The sequence below is a fragment of the Streptomyces sp. NPDC048415 genome, assembly GCF_040651675.1.
Classification (GTDB): Bacteria; Actinomycetota; Actinomycetes; order Streptomycetales; family Streptomycetaceae; genus Streptomyces.
In genome coordinates this window covers 19,320-33,993 of the sequence record NZ_JBEZKJ010000035.1, presented here as the reverse complement: position 1 = coordinate 33,993, position 14,674 = coordinate 19,320, and the positions used below count along the sequence as shown (strand labels likewise).

16 protein-coding genes and 2 tRNA genes are annotated in these 14,674 nt (G+C 69.2%); 6 read left to right on the top strand and 12 right to left on the bottom strand.

Annotation, left to right across the window (positions count from 1 at the left end; all coding sequences use genetic code 11):
- Nucleotides 1-143: 143 nt before the first annotated feature.
- The gene (locus AB0D27_RS22975; protein WP_362511735.1) at nt 144-1,163 is read left to right on the top strand and encodes an adenosine deaminase; all 1,020 of its coding nucleotides are present in this window, start codon (nt 144-146) and stop codon (nt 1,161-1,163) included.
- A 4-nt stretch (nt 1,164-1,167) separates the two neighbouring features.
- Here AB0D27_RS22975 and AB0D27_RS22970 read toward each other — a convergent pair whose 3' ends face one another.
- Both AB0D27_RS22970 and AB0D27_RS22965 read right to left on the bottom strand, forming a co-directional pair.
- Entirely contained in the window at nt 1,168-1,914 is a 747-nt protein-coding gene (locus AB0D27_RS22970) for a thioredoxin domain-containing protein (protein WP_362511732.1), read from the bottom strand.
- 34 nt (nt 1,915-1,948) lie between these two features.
- A complete protein-coding gene (locus AB0D27_RS22965) occupies nt 1,949-2,569 on the bottom strand; it encodes a helix-turn-helix domain-containing protein (RefSeq protein WP_362511729.1) in 621 nt (206 codons plus the stop codon).
- A gap of 125 nt (nt 2,570-2,694) precedes the next feature.
- Between AB0D27_RS22965 and AB0D27_RS22960 the strand changes: the two genes are divergently transcribed.
- Nucleotides 2,695-3,327, top strand: a complete 633-nt coding sequence (locus AB0D27_RS22960) for an NAD(P)H-binding protein (RefSeq protein WP_362511726.1) — start codon at nt 2,695-2,697, stop codon at nt 3,325-3,327.
- Nucleotides 3,328-3,394: 67 nt separating this feature from the next.
- Here AB0D27_RS22960 and AB0D27_RS22955 read toward each other — a convergent pair whose 3' ends face one another.
- The 8 genes from AB0D27_RS22955 to AB0D27_RS22920 all read right to left on the bottom strand — a co-directional run bounded on the left by AB0D27_RS22955 (nt 3,395) and on the right by AB0D27_RS22920 (nt 8,420).
- Nucleotides 3,395-4,450 (bottom strand): UDP-N-acetylmuramate dehydrogenase, encoded by a 1,056-nt coding sequence (locus tag AB0D27_RS22955; RefSeq protein WP_362511723.1) that lies wholly within the window; start codon nt 4,448-4,450, stop codon nt 3,395-3,397.
- A gap of 141 nt (nt 4,451-4,591) precedes the next feature.
- On the bottom strand, nt 4,592-6,085 hold the full coding sequence (locus tag AB0D27_RS22950) for a DHA2 family efflux MFS transporter permease subunit (RefSeq protein WP_362511720.1): 1,494 nt from the start codon (nt 6,083-6,085) through the stop codon (nt 4,592-4,594).
- A gap of 97 nt (nt 6,086-6,182) precedes the next feature.
- On the bottom strand, nt 6,183-6,752 hold the full coding sequence (locus AB0D27_RS22945; RefSeq protein ID WP_362511717.1) for a helix-turn-helix domain-containing protein: 570 nt from the start codon (nt 6,750-6,752) through the stop codon (nt 6,183-6,185).
- Nucleotides 6,753-6,969: 217 nt separating this feature from the next.
- On the bottom strand, nt 6,970-7,398 hold the full coding sequence (locus AB0D27_RS22940; protein ID WP_362511714.1) for a MaoC family dehydratase: 429 nt from the start codon (nt 7,396-7,398) through the stop codon (nt 6,970-6,972).
- A 1-nt stretch (nt 7,399) separates the two neighbouring features.
- The gene (locus AB0D27_RS22935) at nt 7,400-7,852 is read right to left on the bottom strand and encodes a MaoC family dehydratase N-terminal domain-containing protein (protein ID WP_362511711.1); all 453 of its coding nucleotides are present in this window, start codon (nt 7,850-7,852) and stop codon (nt 7,400-7,402) included.
- A 123-nt stretch (nt 7,853-7,975) separates the two neighbouring features.
- The gene (gene rpmG / locus AB0D27_RS22930) at nt 7,976-8,140 is read right to left on the bottom strand and encodes a 50S ribosomal protein L33 (RefSeq protein WP_004571794.1); all 165 of its coding nucleotides are present in this window, start codon (nt 8,138-8,140) and stop codon (nt 7,976-7,978) included.
- Between the two features lie 88 nt (nt 8,141-8,228).
- Nucleotides 8,229-8,301, bottom strand: a tRNA-Met gene (locus AB0D27_RS22925).
- 46 nt (nt 8,302-8,347) lie between these two features.
- Nucleotides 8,348-8,420, bottom strand: a tRNA-Thr gene (locus tag AB0D27_RS22920).
- 335 nt (nt 8,421-8,755) lie between these two features.
- Here AB0D27_RS22920 and AB0D27_RS22915 point away from each other — a divergent pair.
- Nucleotides 8,756-10,006, top strand: coding sequence for an amidohydrolase family protein (locus AB0D27_RS22915; RefSeq protein WP_362511708.1), 1,251 nt, complete (start codon nt 8,756-8,758; stop codon nt 10,004-10,006).
- Nucleotides 10,007-10,154: 148 nt separating this feature from the next.
- On the opposite strand, the gene AB0D27_RS22910 is transcribed toward AB0D27_RS22915, so the two are convergent.
- Entirely contained in the window at nt 10,155-11,222 is a 1,068-nt protein-coding gene (locus tag AB0D27_RS22910) for a hypothetical protein (protein ID WP_362511705.1), read from the bottom strand.
- Nucleotides 11,223-11,383: 161 nt separating this feature from the next.
- On the opposite strand from AB0D27_RS22910, the gene AB0D27_RS22905 reads away from it, so the two are divergent.
- Nucleotides 11,384-12,040: an SDR family oxidoreductase gene (locus AB0D27_RS22905; RefSeq protein WP_362511702.1), complete on the top strand. Its 657-nt coding sequence runs from the start codon at nt 11,384-11,386 to the stop codon at nt 12,038-12,040.
- Between the two features lie 133 nt (nt 12,041-12,173).
- Here AB0D27_RS22905 and AB0D27_RS22900 read toward each other — a convergent pair whose 3' ends face one another.
- Nucleotides 12,174-12,386 carry a hypothetical protein gene (locus tag AB0D27_RS22900; protein ID WP_362511699.1) on the bottom strand — a complete coding sequence of 71 codons (213 nt, stop codon included), beginning with the start codon at nt 12,384-12,386 and terminating at the stop codon, nt 12,174-12,176.
- 114 nt (nt 12,387-12,500) lie between these two features.
- On the opposite strand from AB0D27_RS22900, the gene AB0D27_RS22895 reads away from it, so the two are divergent.
- Nucleotides 12,501-13,151: a hypothetical protein gene (locus tag AB0D27_RS22895; protein WP_362511696.1), complete on the top strand. Its 651-nt coding sequence runs from the start codon at nt 12,501-12,503 to the stop codon at nt 13,149-13,151.
- 526 nt (nt 13,152-13,677) lie between these two features.
- A complete protein-coding gene (locus AB0D27_RS22890) occupies nt 13,678-14,511 on the top strand; it encodes a DUF2637 domain-containing protein (RefSeq protein ID WP_362511693.1) in 834 nt (277 codons plus the stop codon).
- Nucleotides 14,512-14,674 lie beyond the last annotated feature (163 nt).

Genomic DNA, 14,674 nt, shown 5'->3' with positions numbered 1-14,674 from the left:
AGTGTTCCGCGGCGCCCCCGGGGCGGGTGGGGGTGGGGGGTTAAAACAGTTTAGAACCCCCCCGACCCGTTTCTTCGTTCGGACAAGCCCCTGATCAGGGAAAGCGCTACCGGTACGGCAGGGACGTACGGCAGGATCCTGGGATGGAGCGTGTACGTGATGTCTCTGAGCTGCCGAAAGCCCATCTGCACCTGCACTTCACCGGTTCGATGCGGCACACCACCCTGCTGGAGCTGGCCGACAAGCACGGGATCCATCTGCCCGACGCGCTGACCAGCGGAGAGCCGCCGAAGCTGCGGGCGACGGACGAGCGCGGCTGGTTCCGCTTCCAGCGGCTGTACGACGCCGCGCGGTCGTGCCTCAGAGATCCCGAGGACATTCAGCGCCTGGTGCGTGAGGCCGCCGAGGAGGACCTCAAGGACGGCTCGGCGTGGCTGGAGATCCAGGTCGACCCGACGTCGTACGCGCCGCGCCTGGGCGGTCTCATCCCGGCTCTGGAGGTCATCCTCGACGCGGTGGACACGACCGTGCGCGAGACGGGGCTCGGGATGCGCGTCCTGGTGGCGGCGAACCGCATGAAGCACCCGCTGGACGCCCGTACCCTGGCCCGTCTTGCCGTGCGGTACGCGGACCGGGGCATCGTCGGTTTCGGGCTCTCGAACGACGAGCGGCGGGGCATGGCGCGGGACTTCGACCGGGCCTTCGCGATCGCGCGGGAGGGCGGGCTGCTGTCCGCGCCGCACGGCGGCGAGCTGACCGGGCCGGCATCGGTCCGTGACTGTCTGGACGATCTGCACGCCTCGCGGATCGGCCACGGGGTGCGGGCCGCCGAGGACCCTCGGCTGCTGAAGCGCCTCGCGGACCGCGGGGTGACCTGTGAGGTCTGTCCGGCCTCGAACGTCGCCCTGGGGGTCTACGAGAAGCCGGAGGACGTCCCACTGCGCACGCTCTTCGAGGCCGGCGTCCCGATGGCCCTCGGCGCCGACGACCCGCTGCTCTTCGGCTCCCGTCTCGCCGCCCAGTACGAGATCGCCCGCCGTCACCACGGCTTCACGGACACGGAACTGGCCGAGCTGGCCCGCCAGTCCATCCGCGGCTCGGCGGCCCCGCAGGACGTACGGACGAAACTGCTCGCGGGGGTCGATGACTGGCTGAAGGCCTGACGGACTACGCGTCGGGCTTCGCCGCGGCGGCGGCCGCGGCCACCCGGATCGTCATCGGCAGCACGTCGGCGTCGAACAAGCCGTTCCACAGATAGGGGTCGAGGAGTCTGCCGTCCACGGCGACCCCGGGCGTGCCGGGCACCTTGTCAGCCTGGTAGGCCTGCTGCGAGGCGGCCACGAAGTCGCGGTACTTCATGCCCTTGACGGCCGCGTCGAAGTCCTTGCCGCGCAGCCCCTCGACCTTGGAGGCCATGCGCAGCAGGAAGGCGTCCGTGTAGCCGTCGACGGCCTCTTCGGGCTGATGAGCGAAGAGGACGTCGTGATATTCGAGGAACTTGCCCCGCTCCAGCGCGGCCCGCAGCGCGTTGGCCGCGCGCTTCGACCCCTTGCCGCCCATCCGGTCGTCCAGGAAGGAGGCGAGCGTGTACTCGGTCCGGACCTCCCCGGCCAGGTTCATGCCGCGCAGAGCCTCGCCGCCGCCGGTCTCCTCGAAGTCCTCGCACACGGGACAGCGCATGTCCTCATAGACGCGGACGACGGTGCCCGCGCGGGCCGAGCCGACGACGATGGTCGTCCCGTCCTGGGCGAGCCGCTCGGGCAGTTCTTCGGAGGTCTTGAAGGACGTGGCGATCACATCTTCGTGGACGCCGGCGTCCGCCTGGGCGGCCCGTCCGCAGCCCGCCACCAGCGCACCGGCCAGTGCGGTACACGCCATCAGCGCCGCCGTACGGCGGGCTCTTCCACGCAGCATGGATCTTTCCCTCCCCTGGGTGTGGGGAGAGACCTTATGTGATCCCTGTGAGCAGCGTGCGGGCGAGTGCCGGGGCGAAGGTGTCAAGGGGCGGGGGCTTGCCCTCCTCCGTGGAGTCGTAGGCGAAGGCTCGCTGGGCACAGGCGCCCAGCAGCAGGGATGCGGCCGCGAAGGTGTCGGCGTGGGGGTGGATGCGCCCGGCCCGCTGTTCGGTGCGCAGATACGCGGCGACACCCCGGATGGGCATGTGCGGGCCGGCGCCCAGGGCCCGCATCGCCTCGTCGTGACGGCGCTTGAGCTGCGTTTCCGCGTACAAGGAGGCGGCGATCGGAAAACTCTGCTCATAGAAGTGGGCCGCCTGGCGGGCGATCTCCGTGAGGTTCTCCTCGACGGTGTGCTCCCCCGGCTCGGCCATGAGCCTCTCGAGCAGCGGGCCCACTTTGGGCAGCCGCTCCTCCAGCACCCGGATGAACAGCTCCTCCTTGCTCGCGAAGTACTTGTAGAGCGCGGCCTCGGAGCAGCCCGCCGCCTTGGCGATCTCCTTAGTGGTGGCGCGGGCGAGGCCGACGGTACGCATGAGCTCGTGCGCCGCGTCGAGGATCCGGATCCGGGCCGGCTTCTGCCGCGCCGGCTCCGCGGCGGATTTCTGCTGCATGGGGCCCAAGGATTTCATGGCGCGACCACTCAGGCTTGACGGGTGGGTGAGTGCTTACCCACTCTAGAGGAGACAGTGGTGAGTGAATACTCACCCACCGCGTCCTTCGCCAAGAGGAGCAGGCCATGAAACTCACCGTTTTCGGCGCCACGGGCGGCATCGGGCAGGAGATCGTCCGCCAGGCCCTGGGCTCGGGCCACCAGGTCACGGCGGTCGTACGGGATCCCGCGCGGCTGACCGTCACGGGCGCGGGCCTGGAGGTGCGCCGCGCCGACCTCACGGACCCTCAGGCACTGCGTCCCGCCGTCGCGGGCCGGGACGCGGTCCTGTCCGGTCTCGGCGCACGGAGTCGCAAGGACGCCGGGATCGCGGCCCGGTTGACCCGTACCGTGCTGGGCGCGATGGACGCGGAGGGAGTGCGGCGGCTGCTGGTGGTCAGCGCGGGCCCGGTCGGTCCCGACCCGGAAGGCGCGGCGCTTGTCGACCGCGCCATGCGGGGCCTGATCTCGGGGATCCTGAAGGATGTCTACGCCGACCTGAGGGAGATGGAGGACGAGCTGGCCCGCAGCGCCACGGACTGGACGACCGTCCGCCCGCCCCGGCTCCAGAACAAGCCGCTGACCGGCTCGTACCGCACGGTCGTCGGGGGCTTCCCGCTCAAGGGCCGGTTCATCGCGCGCGCCGATGTGGCACACGCGATGCTGGCGATGATCGACGACCCGACGACGGTGAAGCAGGGCGTCGGGGTCGCGTACTAGACGCGTACTGGACGCGTACTGGACGCGTAAAGGAGCTGTACGCCGGTATCAGAGATCTACGCCGGTACTAGAGCTCGACCCCGACCGTCACCGGTTCGTTGACCAGCGTGATCCCGAAGGCGTCGCGGACGCCCGCGACGACCTCGCGGGCCAGCGCGAGAAGGTCCTCGGTGGTGGCCTCGCCCCGGTTGGTGAGGGCCAGCGTGTGCTTGGTGGAGATCCGGGCGGGACCGCTGCCGTAGCCCTTGGTGAAGCCCGACTTGTCGATCAGCCAGGCCGCGGAGGTCTTGGTGTGGCCGTCGCCCGCCGGGTACGCGGGCGGCAGGGCCTCGGCGCCGAGCCGCTCCTTCACGCGCGCGTGGAAGGCGGCGAACTCCTCGTCCGTGAGGATCGGGTTGGTGAAGAACGACCCGGCGGACCATGTGTCGTGGTCCTCGGGGTCGAGCACCATGCCCTTGCCGGAGCGCAGCTTCAGGACGGTCTCGCGGGCCTTCTCCAGCGCCACGCGCTCACCGGCCCCCACGCCCAGCGCGCGAGCCGTCTCCGCGTACTTGATCGGCGCCGACAGTCCCTCGGCGTCCTCCAGCTCGAAGCGGACGCGCAGTACGACATGGCGCTCGGGGTCGGCCTTGAAGCGGCTGTGCCGGTAGGAGAAGACGCAGTCGACGTTCGTCAGCGTGACCGTCTCGCGCGTCTTCCGGTCGTACGCGATCACCTCGGTGATGGTCGACGACACTTCCTGTCCGTACGCGCCCACGTTCTGAATCGGCGTCGCGCCCGCGGAGCCGGGGATCCCGGCGAGGCACTCGATCCCGGCGAGCCCGGCCTCGACGGTGCGGGCGACCGCGTCGGTCCACACCTCGCCCGCCGCCAGCTCCAGCCTCGTACCGTCGAGCGCGAAGCCGGTCGTGGCGATGCGCAGGGCGGTCCCCGCGAAGCCCTTGTCACCGATGACCAGGTTCGATCCGCCACCGATGAGCAGCAGCGGCGTACCGGTGTCGTCGGCCTTGCGCACGGCGGCGATCACCTCCGCGTCGGTCGTGGCGGTGATCAGCCGGGTGGCCGGGCCGCCGAGCCGGAAGGTGGTCAGCGGGGCGAGCGGGGCGTCCTGGAGTTCCTGCACGGGCTCAAGAGTACGAGAAGGGGCGGGGCGGCCCGGCCACCGGTGCGGACGGTTGACGGGAACGGCCCCGCCCATCAGGGCAGGGCCGTTTCTGCTCTCGTCGGTCTTCGGTTCTCACCGGTCTTCGGTTCTCACCGGTCTTCAGTGGGCGACGGTTTCGAGAGCCGGCGCCGTGGCCGAGGCCGCCGCGGGCGTTTCGGTCACCGGCCGCCGCCGGGGCAGCAGCGCCGCGGCCACCGCCGCCGTGCCGACCACCGCCGCGCCCACCCACAGCGCGGGTGAGAGTCCGTCCACGAAGCGCTGCGCGGACTCGTAGCCGCCCTGGGCCGAGAAGACCGAGGCGAGAACCGCGACACCGAGGGCGCCACCGAGCTCGCGGAGGGCGTTGTTGGCGCCGGAGGCGATGCCCTGCTCGGACGGCCGGACGCTGGACATCACGAGGTTGGCGGCCGGGGCGAAGTACAAGGCCATGCCGATCCCGCTGATGATCAGGGCGGGGAGCTGGGCGGCGTACGACACGTCAGGGGCCACGATCAGGGCGAACCAGCCGAGTCCGATGGCCTGCAGAGCGAGACCCACCGTGACGACCGGGCGACCGCCGATCCGGTCCGAGAGGTACCCGGCGATGGGCGCGACGATCATCGGCATACCGGTCCAGGGGAGCATTCGCAGGCCGGCCTCGGTGGGCGAGTAGCCGATGACGCCCTGCAGGAACTGGCTGAGCAGGAAGATCGAGCCGAACATACCGACGAACATCAACAGGCTCGCCGCGTTGATCGCGGAGAAGGCACGGCTGCGGAAGAGGCGCATCGGCAGCATCGGGTTCTTGCTGCGGATGCCGTGGTGGACGAAGCCGGCGAGGAGCGCGCCGCCCGCGATCAGTCCGGTGAGCACGGGGCCGCTGGTCCAGCCGTCGATGTTGCCGCGGATCAGGGCGTAGACGATCCCGAAGAGACCGCCGCTGGCGAGCAGGGTGCCGGGGATGTCGAGAGGTGCGCCGGTGCCGTGCGACTCGGCGAGCCGCAGTCGGGCCAGCGGCAGCACGGCCAGACCCAGCGGGACGTTCAGCCAGAAGATCCAGTGCCAGGACACGTGTTCGGTGAGGCTGCCGCCGATGAGGGGGCCGGATGCCACCGCGAGCCCGTTCACGCCGCCCCATATGCCGTACGCCATCCCGCGCTTGGCGGCCGGAACCGCGGCCGTCAGCAGGGTCAGCGTCAGCGGCATCATGATGGCCGCGCCGACCCCCTGGACCGCGCGGGCCGCGATGAGCGAGTCGATGCCGGGCGCCATGGCCGCGGCGGCGGAGGCGCCCGTGAAGACGGTGAGTCCGGCGAGGAACATCCGGCGCCGGCCGAACCGGTCGCCGAGCGCCGCACCGAACATCAGGAGCACGGCGAACGTGAGCGTGTAGGCGCTCACCGTCCATTCCAGGTCGTCCAGCGCTCCCCCGAGGTCCTTGCGGATGGAGGGCAGGGCCGTGGTGACGACCAGGTTGTCGAGGGCCGCCATGAATCCGGCGACGCTGGTGATGACGAGGGCCCAGGCCGCTCCGCCGCGATGTGCGGTCCCTGCGGTCTGTGTGTCGCCCGCGGTCGATGTGGTCCCTGCGGTCTGTGCCGTTCGCTGTGACATCGCTCCCCCAGAGCATGATCGCTATCGATGGTTAGTTATTGATGACTAACTTTTGCGGGCAGAAAAAGCCGCTGCCCTCCGCCGTCCCGCCGCTGTCCTACTTCCCCAGTCGGCCCGTGACCCGCGCCGACGGAAACAGCCCTTCCCAGACCCTGTGCTCGGGCGGGAAACCCATGGACACCAGGCAGTTGATGAGCATTCCGTACGCCATGAAGGTCGCCGTTTGGTCCACGTCCGCCCCGAGCGGCACATGAACGGCGTCCCACAGCCGCATCCAGCCGGCCCGCACCGCCTCGCCGAGTTCGCGGTCACCGGCCTCTTCGGCCGCCGCCACGGCGACGTACATCTGCATCTGCATGAGCAGCCGCTCCGGCTGCTCCGCGATGACCTTGACGTACGCGTTCGCCATCGCGTGCAGGGCCTCGTCGCCCTCCAGCCCCTCGGAGGCCTCCTCGAAGGTGCGCCGGGTGAGCTCCATGCAGTGCTCCGCCGCCGCGAGGAAGATCGCCTTCTTGCCTGGGAAGAGCCGGAAGAGATACGGCTGCGAGACGCCCACCCGCTTGGCGATCGCCTCGGTGGACGTGCCGTAGTAGCCGCCGCGGGCGAACTCGCTCATCGCCGCGCGGATGACGCTCTCGCGCCTCTCTTCTGCGCTCATCCTGGCCATGCGAGTAAGTTAGTACTCAATCACTAACTACGTCAAGGGACTGCCGGAACGCCGTCCAAGCGAAGAACGTTGGGCCAAGCAGGGGGCCAGAAACCGGTAAGGGACACCCGCAATGGCGGGTGCCCCTTACTCACACGATCGTTGCCGCTTAACTCACACGATCGTTGCCACTCACTCACGCCCTCATCGACGCCCACTCACGCGCCTGCTGCCGCCCTCAGGCCAGCCGCACGACCGCCCGCGACATGCCCAGGACCTTCTGTCCGGCGCTGGTCGCCGTGAGGTCGACGCGGACCGTGTTGTCGTCGAGCTTGGCGCCGATCTTGGCGCTCACCTCGATGATCGCGCCCTTCTCGTCGTTCGGGACGACGACGGGCTTGGTGAAGCGGACGCCGTACTCGAGGACCGCTCCCGGGTCGCCGACCCAGTCGGTGACGACGCGGATCGCCTCGGCCATGGTGAACATGCCGTGCGCGATGACGTCGGGGAGACCGACCTCGACCGCGAACTTCTCGTTCCAGTGGATCGGGTTGAAGTCCCCGGAGGCACCCGCGTACTGCACGAGCGTGGCACGGCTCACGGAGAAGGTCTGGGCCGGCAGTTCGGTGCCGACCTCCACGTCCGCGTAATCGATCTTCGCCGTCATGTCAGCCCTCCTCCGCCGCACGCGACACGAGCTTGGTGACGGCTGTCACGACATGCTCGCCCGCCTCGTCGTGGACCTCGCCACGGATGTCCAGGATGTCGTTGCCCGCCAGGGACTTGATCGCCTCGATGGTCGAGGTGACCGTGAGCCGGTCCCCCGCGCGCACCGGGCGGGTGTAGGCGAACTTCTGGTCGCCGTGCACCACGCGGTTGTAGTCGAGGCCCAATTGCGGATCCTGGACGACCTGCCCGGCGGCCTTGAACGTGATCGCGAACACAAACGTCGGCGGCGCGATCACATCGGGGTACCCGAGCGCCTTGGCGGCCTCCGGATCCGTGTACGCAGGGTTACCGTCCCCGACGGCCTCCGCGAACTCGCGGATCTTCTCCCGGCCGACCTCATAGGGGTCGGTGGGCGGGTAGGACCGCCCCACGAAGGACTGGTCGAGCGCCATGGGCTCGGCACCTCCTGGTAAGTCGTCGCTGGACTGGCCGTCTCGGCCGGACGGACTGTCTTCGCTCTATAACGACGCGAGGCCGCCCCCCGCGAAGGGGACGGCCTCGTGTACGAGCCTGATTTATCGCGTTTCGCGGTGCGCGGTGTGCGCATTGCAACGCGGGCAGTGCTTCTTCATCTCCAGTCGGTCCGGGTCGTTACGCCGGTTCTTCTTGGTGATGTAGTTCCGCTCCTTGCACTCCACGCAGGCCAGCGTGATCTTCGGGCGGACGTCGGTGGCAGCCACAGGAGTGCTCCTTGACGAACGGATGGGACGATTAACGCATAGAAGAGTAGCCGATCGAAGGACCGACCCCACAATCGGCTACCGTCAGTAGCGGTGACCGGACTTGAACCGGTGACACAGCGATTATGAGCCGCTTGCTCTACCGACTGAGCTACACCGCTGTGATGCGATCGGCTCCCGCCTTGCGGCGGGAACCTCCCACACCAGAGCCCCAATACGGAATCGAACCGTAGACCTTCTCCTTACCATGGAGACGCTCTACCGACTGAGCTATTGGGGCGAGCGATGAAGACATTACACGGTCGGCCGCCGATCGCCCAAATCCGTTTCGCGGCACCCGCCCCGGCCTGTTCTGCACCGTTTCCGCGAGCGTTTCCCCGGGCGCTCCGGGGGCCCCTCACGCACCACGGCTGACCACAGATCACTGCGGGATCGCAGCGTGGCCCCGGCCATGCCGAGGGGTCGGCTCGCCGCTGGACCACACCGGTACGACTATTGCGCTCCTCCCCGACGCGGGCGGGTCGCGACCCTAGGCTCGACTCACGCTGCGTGATCTTGTGTCCCCACGCTCCGCAGTCGACCCTCCCGCAGCCGCCCCCGAGCCCCAGGAGCGCGATGCCCGACAGTCAGCCGCAGCCGCCCCACTCCTCGGCCGGACAGTCCGACACGGCCGCCCTCCTGCTGTGCGGGGCACGACTCACCGACGGCCGGACCGTGGACGTACGGCTGGGCGGCGGGCGTATCGAGGCGGTCGGCACCGCCGGGAGCCTGGCATCGGGCGCTTCCGGGCCCCTCGCCGCGAAGGTGGACCTCGACGGCTATCTCCTCCTGCCGGCCCCCGCCGAGCCCCACGCGCACAGCGACACGGCCCTCACGGCCGATGGCGACGGCCCCCTCGTGTACGACGATCAGGAGGTCCAGCGCCGGGCCACCGAGGCGGCGCTGCTGCAACTCGGGCACGGCGCGACGGCGTTGCGCTCGCACGTGCGCGTCGGCGACGTACAGGGGCTGGACGCGCTGGCCTCGGTACTCCAGGCGCGGCGATCGCTGCGCGGGCTCGCCGAGCTGACGGCGGTGGCGATGCCCCGGGTGCTGACAGGGGTCGCGGGGGCCGACGGGCTCGCGATGCTGCGGGACGCCGTGAAGATGGGCGCCTCCGTAGTGGGCGGCTGCCCGGACGCCGACCCCGATCCGACGGGGTACGTGGAGGCGGTCCTGGAGCTCGCCTCCGAGCACGGCTGCCCGGTCGATCTGCACACGGACGGCACCGAGCCCGCCCGGCTCGGACGGCTCGCCGCGATGGCGGGCGGCCTGCGGCCGGGAGTGACGCTCGGCCCGTGCGGCGGCCTCGGCCGGCTGCCCGCCGAAGCGGCCTCCCGGACGGCCGACCAGCTCGCCGCGGCGGGCGTCACCGTGATGTGCCTGCCGCAGGGCGGCTGCGGGTCCGTGGAACGTCGCGGGACCGCTCCGGTACGGCTGTTGCGGGCGGCCGGGGTACGGGTCGCGGCGGGCGGCGGCGCCCTGCGCGACGTATCGAACCCGGTGGGCCGCGGCGACCCGCTGGAGGCCGCGTACTTGCTGGCCTCGCGGTACGGACTGCGGCCCGAGGACGCCTACGACGCCGTGAGTTGCGCCGCCCGAGCCGCGCTCGGACTTCCCGAAGTGCGCCTGGAAGCGGGATTCCCGGCCGAGTTGCTCGCCGTACGCGGAGACGGGCTCGCGAGTGCGCTGTCGCTGGCGTACAGCCGGATCGTGGTGCACCGGGGGCGCGTGGTGGCGCGGACCAGCGCGGTGCGGGAGTACTGCGGCTCGGCGGCTGCGGGAGGGTTGGATCTGCCTCGGCAGGGACGGCAGGAGCCTTCTTGAGGTGGCCACGGCGCGCAGCCGGGGGTGCGTGCCACGCGCGCGTGGCCGTGCTGGTTGTGCCACGCGCGCGTGGCGCCTCTTGTGGGCGCGGTGGTTGTGGGCGCGGGGCGCGGTGGCGCGGTGTGCGCCACGCGCGCGTGGACGGCGTTTAGAACTCGCCGCTGCCCAACAGGCCACCGGCGAACGGGCTGCCCCCGGGCACCTTGCCCGCGGGGATCTCCGTGGCGCCCGACGGCGCGCTGACGTCTCCCGCCTCTGAGAACTTCAGGACCAGCGGCAGCTTGGCGGCCTTCGGGTCCTTGGCGAGGACGGCGAGGTCGACCTTGACCTGCTTGAGGTCGCCGTTCTTGAGCGTGAAGTCGACCGCGACCTTCTTGTTCGGAACGTCCTTGAGATCCTTGTCCGAGGGCAGGTCCGTGCCCGGCGGAAGGTCGCCCTCCAGCGGCCGCAGCTTGTCGAAGACTCCCCGGATCAGGGCACGGAAGTTGCCCTCGGCGACGACGTGTTCGGTGCCGTCGCCGCCACTCTTGGCGTGGAAGGTGACGTCGTGGGCGATGACACCGCGCACGGCGTTGACGATCTTCCGCTGGGTCTTGGCGTCGATGTCGCCGGCGCCATCGGACCCCTTGGCGGACTTCCGGGCCTTGGCGAGCTCATGGGTGTCGACCTTCACCCACTTGCCTTCCAGGACCTTCCTCAACTCCTTTTCGCTCTCCGGGATTTGATCGACCGTGGGCATGGGGAAGCCCATCGCCCTACCCACGGCCTTCATGTCGGCCCGGTAGTACGTGAAGTCGCCGACGACCCGGTACTCGGCCAGGACACCCTCAGCCCCCGTGATCTTGATACTCGTACCGACGAGATCCTTCTCACCCGAATCCGCCAGCGGCTTCTTCGACTTGACGGCGACATCGACGCGCAGCCCGCTGAGGAACGTCGCGAACTCGGGTGGGAGGGGATCTTGGGAGCCGGAGTCGCCCTCCAGCGCGGTGATCGCGTCGGGGTCGGCGTCGAGGTCCAACTGGAATGCGAGCGACTTCTGTTCGCCGAGCCGGTCGACGGCGTGGTCCACCTTCTGTCCGGCAGTGAGGTTCTGGACCGTGCCGCAGGCGGCCGCCGTGGCGAGGAGGACGGCGGCGCAGCCGGCCGCGGTGACGGTCTTGCGTATGACGGTGATGATGCTCTCCTCTACGACGCCGCGCGGACCGCACGACATTCCTTCGTTCGTTGCTTCATTACTTCGTTGTTCGGTGCTTCATTACTTCGTTGCTGCATCGGTTCGCTGGTTCGCTGGTTCACAGCGATCACCCATGTGACTCGTGAGTTGTCCACAGGGTTGTGCGGCGAACGCGTCCATCCGGGCGTACGGTCGGAAACATGCGCATTGTCATCGCTGGAGGTCATGGTCAGATCGCGCTGCGGCTGGAGCGGCTGCTCGCCGCGCGCGGTGACGAGGTCGCGGGGATCATCCGCCGCGCCGAACAGGGCGACGATCTGCGGGCGGCCGGCGCCGAGCCGGTCCTGTGCAACCTGGAGTCCGCCTCGGTGGAGGAGGTCGCCGCGCATCTGCAGGGCGCGGACGCGGCCGTCTTCGCGGCGGGCGCGGGCCCGGGCAGCGGGGTCGCCCGCAAGGAAACAGTGGACAAGGGCGCCGCGATCCTCTTTGCGGACGCCGCCGAGCGCGCGGGCGTACGCCGTCACGTGGTCGTCTCCTCGATGGGCGCGGACTCGACGCACCAGGGCGACGACGTCTTCGACGCGTATCTGCGCGCCAAGGGCGAGGCCGACGAGTACGTACGCGGTCGTGCAGGCCTGGACTGGACGATCCTGCGACCCGGCAGCCTGATCAACGACGCCGGCACCGGCCTCGTACGCCTGGAAGCCTCAACCGGCCCCGGCACGATCCCGCGCGACGATGTCGCCGCGGTCCTCGCGGAACTGGTGGACACCCCGGCGACGGCAGGCCTGACACTGGAGCTGATCAGCGGCTCGACCCCGATTTCGGTGGCGGTCAAGTCAGTGGCGGGCAACTAGGTCCCGCGCTCTACCGGGCGGGCCGGCCCCTCATGGTCCGCCTGCCCTGCCCGACCCGCGCTCTACCGGCGGGCCGGGTCCTCGATGTCCGCCTGCCCTGCCTCCTCGGGGGCAACCCGGGGGCAGCTGCCGGTCAGAACAGCGGCAGCTGCCCCGGGAACTCCGCAACGGCGTACCCGTCCAGCGTCACCTGCACTGCCTCGAGCTGCGCCTGCCTGCGCGACCCCGGGCACGAGACCAGCTCCCCGCTCCCCCGCGCACCGGGCGGGTCGTGCCGAGCGAACCGCCCGGCGACGACGGCGATCTCCCGACGGCACTCGGGACAGTTCCTGCGACGCGACGACATGCGTTCAGTGTGCCCTGAGGGCGGCGGCTCGTTTCGGCGAGACAACCAGCAGGGCCACCCCTGCGTCCCTATGCTGGCTGCTCGGCGGACGGGCACGCCGCTCGGAGGGGAACTGTGGCAATAGCACCACTGCGTACGGAGGATCTGCTGCCGGGCGAGGGCATCATCCTGCGAAAGAACGCCAACGCGGTCATCGACGTCAGCGAAGCCGGCCTGTCTCGATTCGCCTTCGATGATCTTCTGTGGCTCGTCGGCATGCGGGGGAAGGAGGCGATTGGCGGTCGTCTTTACCTGACCAACTACCGGATCGTCTTCAAGGCTCACCGCTTCAACCGGCTTCGCGGCTCGTACAGCATCTTCCTGCCCTCGATCGAGGAGGTTCGGGATGCCTCAGTCGCTGTCACGCGGCAGGCCACTGTCTTCACCGCCATGCAGCACTTCACCTTCGTGGTCTGGGGCATCCCCCAGCTCATCGAGACCATCGACCAATGCCGCGCCGAGTTCGATGACTCATACACCGCAGAGCTGGCCGAGCTGGTCCTCGCGGAGCCCTGGAAGGGCGGAGACGGCCTTGCGGCTGTCCTCCACTACGAGACCTTGAACATCGCCCTGAACGCGGCACGTCGCGGAGGCAGCGGATTCACCGAGGCAGCGTCGGCGATCGCCGACGGCATCGACCACACGTTCAATCCCGCCCAGGCGGCCGGCGCACTCCAGGTCATCGACCTCTTGCTCCGCGCGGGCCGGAACCCGGGCGACCTCTGAGGCGCAGCAGGTCACGGCCCCAGAGAGGATGCCACCGAGCCCTGGTCGCCAAGCGGCGATGCCCCTTTCCCGGCTGAGAAGAATTCAAAAGAAAACCTGCTTGACTTTTCACGCGCTGAGCGGGGCGCAGCGGACTTTAATGACAAACGCCCCGGTCAACTTTTTTGCCAAATTACGCTCACTCATTTGCCGCGCATCTGGAGGAGGAGCGCAGCGTTAGCGGAATATGACGAAAGCTGTGCTCCTTGGATATTCCCGCTCCGGAGCGGGAACGGAGAATCTGCCCGCGGCCCGTGCTGTGACACTGGGGCGCTACACGTACACGCCTGCCGCCGTGCACTCATCACCTGATGCCCGCGGCACCTTGCACGGAGACGGCGCACGGGTCGAACTGCGGGTCACTGAGCCGCTGCTCAATGAGTTCCTGACGCTGCTGGACGCGGCCCAGGAGGAACTCAGTCGGCGGTGGAACGGCCAGGGGCACAGCAGCTGCCACGCGGCTCACGCTTGACGGGGGCGGATTTCCGTGGATGACGACTACCCCGATCTGACCTTCACTCAACCTGAACGGTATCCCGGTACATACGCCACCGGGTCGGGTACCGGCCGACACAGGACCCCTGTCGACACCTTGTACTCAGGGGCACCCCTGGAACAGGGGTGGGACCCGGTCGAGGAACTCACCTACCTTCTGCAGGATGCCGCGGCGGAGCAGGAGGCCGTCGTACCCCCACCTCGCGGCGAGTCGTCATCCGGCGTCGGCTTCAACAGCGAGCTGACGGACAACCCGGCGCAGACCACAGCTGAGTTGCCGCCCATCCGGCGTCTTTCGGTCGGTCACAGGAAGGTGCGAGTCCGCAAATTCCACTTCACGTGGTTGCAGACCGTCAGCTTCGTGATCGCCGCATTCGCTGCCGTCATCGTGTCGATGGTGAGCGTCTTCGGCGGCATGGCGGCCTACGCACCGCTGCGGCACATCGCGTCCGATACGCAGAGCGGAATAGTGCCCTGGTGGCCTCTTCTGGTCTACGGCCCCTGGATGGTGGCCTCGCTCTCCGTCCTGCGGGCCGCCCTGCTCCAACGCCGGGCTTTGCACTCATGGTTCGTCGTTCTGCTATTTTCCTCCGTCGCCATAATGCTCTGTGTGGCCGAGGCCGACAGGACCTTCACTGGTATCGCCGCAGCCGTCTTACCAGCTCTCGCTTCCCTGGCCTGCTTCCAGCAACTGGTCCGACAAGTCACACTGACCCGGCCCCCGCGCCAGAGCATCTCCCGCCACCGGCAGCGCCCCATTTCCGCACCTTCAGGGTCCTCTGAAGCCAAGATCGATTCGGCCACTCGGAAAAAGCCTCTTGCCTGATTCGGCCCGGCCGCTTTCCCGGCCACTTTCTCTGGCGAGTCAGCTCTCTGTCGAGCTTGAAACTGTCGTGGCGCGAGTCACGGCGGGCGCAAAGCCCACACGCACCGCCCGAGAAAGGGCTTCTGATCAGGCGAATCAGTCAAGGGCCGTTGAGTCACGTCCG

Excerpts from the sequence above, each read along its gene's own strand:
- AB0D27_RS22940 (WP_362511714.1), bottom strand. The coding sequence starts at position 7,398 with ATGACGGCGAAGATCGATTACGCGGACGTGGAGGTCGGCACCGAACTG.
- AB0D27_RS22910 (WP_362511705.1), bottom strand. The coding sequence starts at position 11,222 with ATGTCGTGCGGTCCGCGCGGCGTCGTAGAGGAGAGCATCATCACCGTC.
- AB0D27_RS22970 (WP_362511732.1), bottom strand. The coding sequence starts at position 1,914 with ATGCTGCGTGGAAGAGCCCGCCGTACGGCGGCGCTGATGGCGTGTACC.
- AB0D27_RS22945 (WP_362511717.1), bottom strand. The coding sequence starts at position 6,752 with ATGGCCAGGATGAGCGCAGAAGAGAGGCGCGAGAGCGTCATCCGCGCG.
- AB0D27_RS22905 (WP_362511702.1), top strand. The coding sequence starts at position 11,384 with ATGCGCATTGTCATCGCTGGAGGTCATGGTCAGATCGCGCTGCGGCTG.
- AB0D27_RS22965 (WP_362511729.1), bottom strand. The coding sequence starts at position 2,569 with ATGCAGCAGAAATCCGCCGCGGAGCCGGCGCGGCAGAAGCCGGCCCGG.
- AB0D27_RS22935 (WP_362511711.1), bottom strand. The coding sequence starts at position 7,852 with ATGGCGCTCGACCAGTCCTTCGTGGGGCGGTCCTACCCGCCCACCGAC.
- AB0D27_RS22975 (WP_362511735.1), top strand. The coding sequence starts at position 144 with ATGGAGCGTGTACGTGATGTCTCTGAGCTGCCGAAAGCCCATCTGCAC.
- AB0D27_RS22915 (WP_362511708.1), top strand. The coding sequence starts at position 8,756 with ATGCCCGACAGTCAGCCGCAGCCGCCCCACTCCTCGGCCGGACAGTCC.
- AB0D27_RS22900 (WP_362511699.1), bottom strand. The coding sequence starts at position 12,386 with ATGTCGTCGCGTCGCAGGAACTGTCCCGAGTGCCGTCGGGAGATCGCC.
- AB0D27_RS22960 (WP_362511726.1), top strand. The coding sequence starts at position 2,695 with ATGAAACTCACCGTTTTCGGCGCCACGGGCGGCATCGGGCAGGAGATC.
- AB0D27_RS22950 (WP_362511720.1), bottom strand. The coding sequence starts at position 6,085 with ATGTCACAGCGAACGGCACAGACCGCAGGGACCACATCGACCGCGGGC.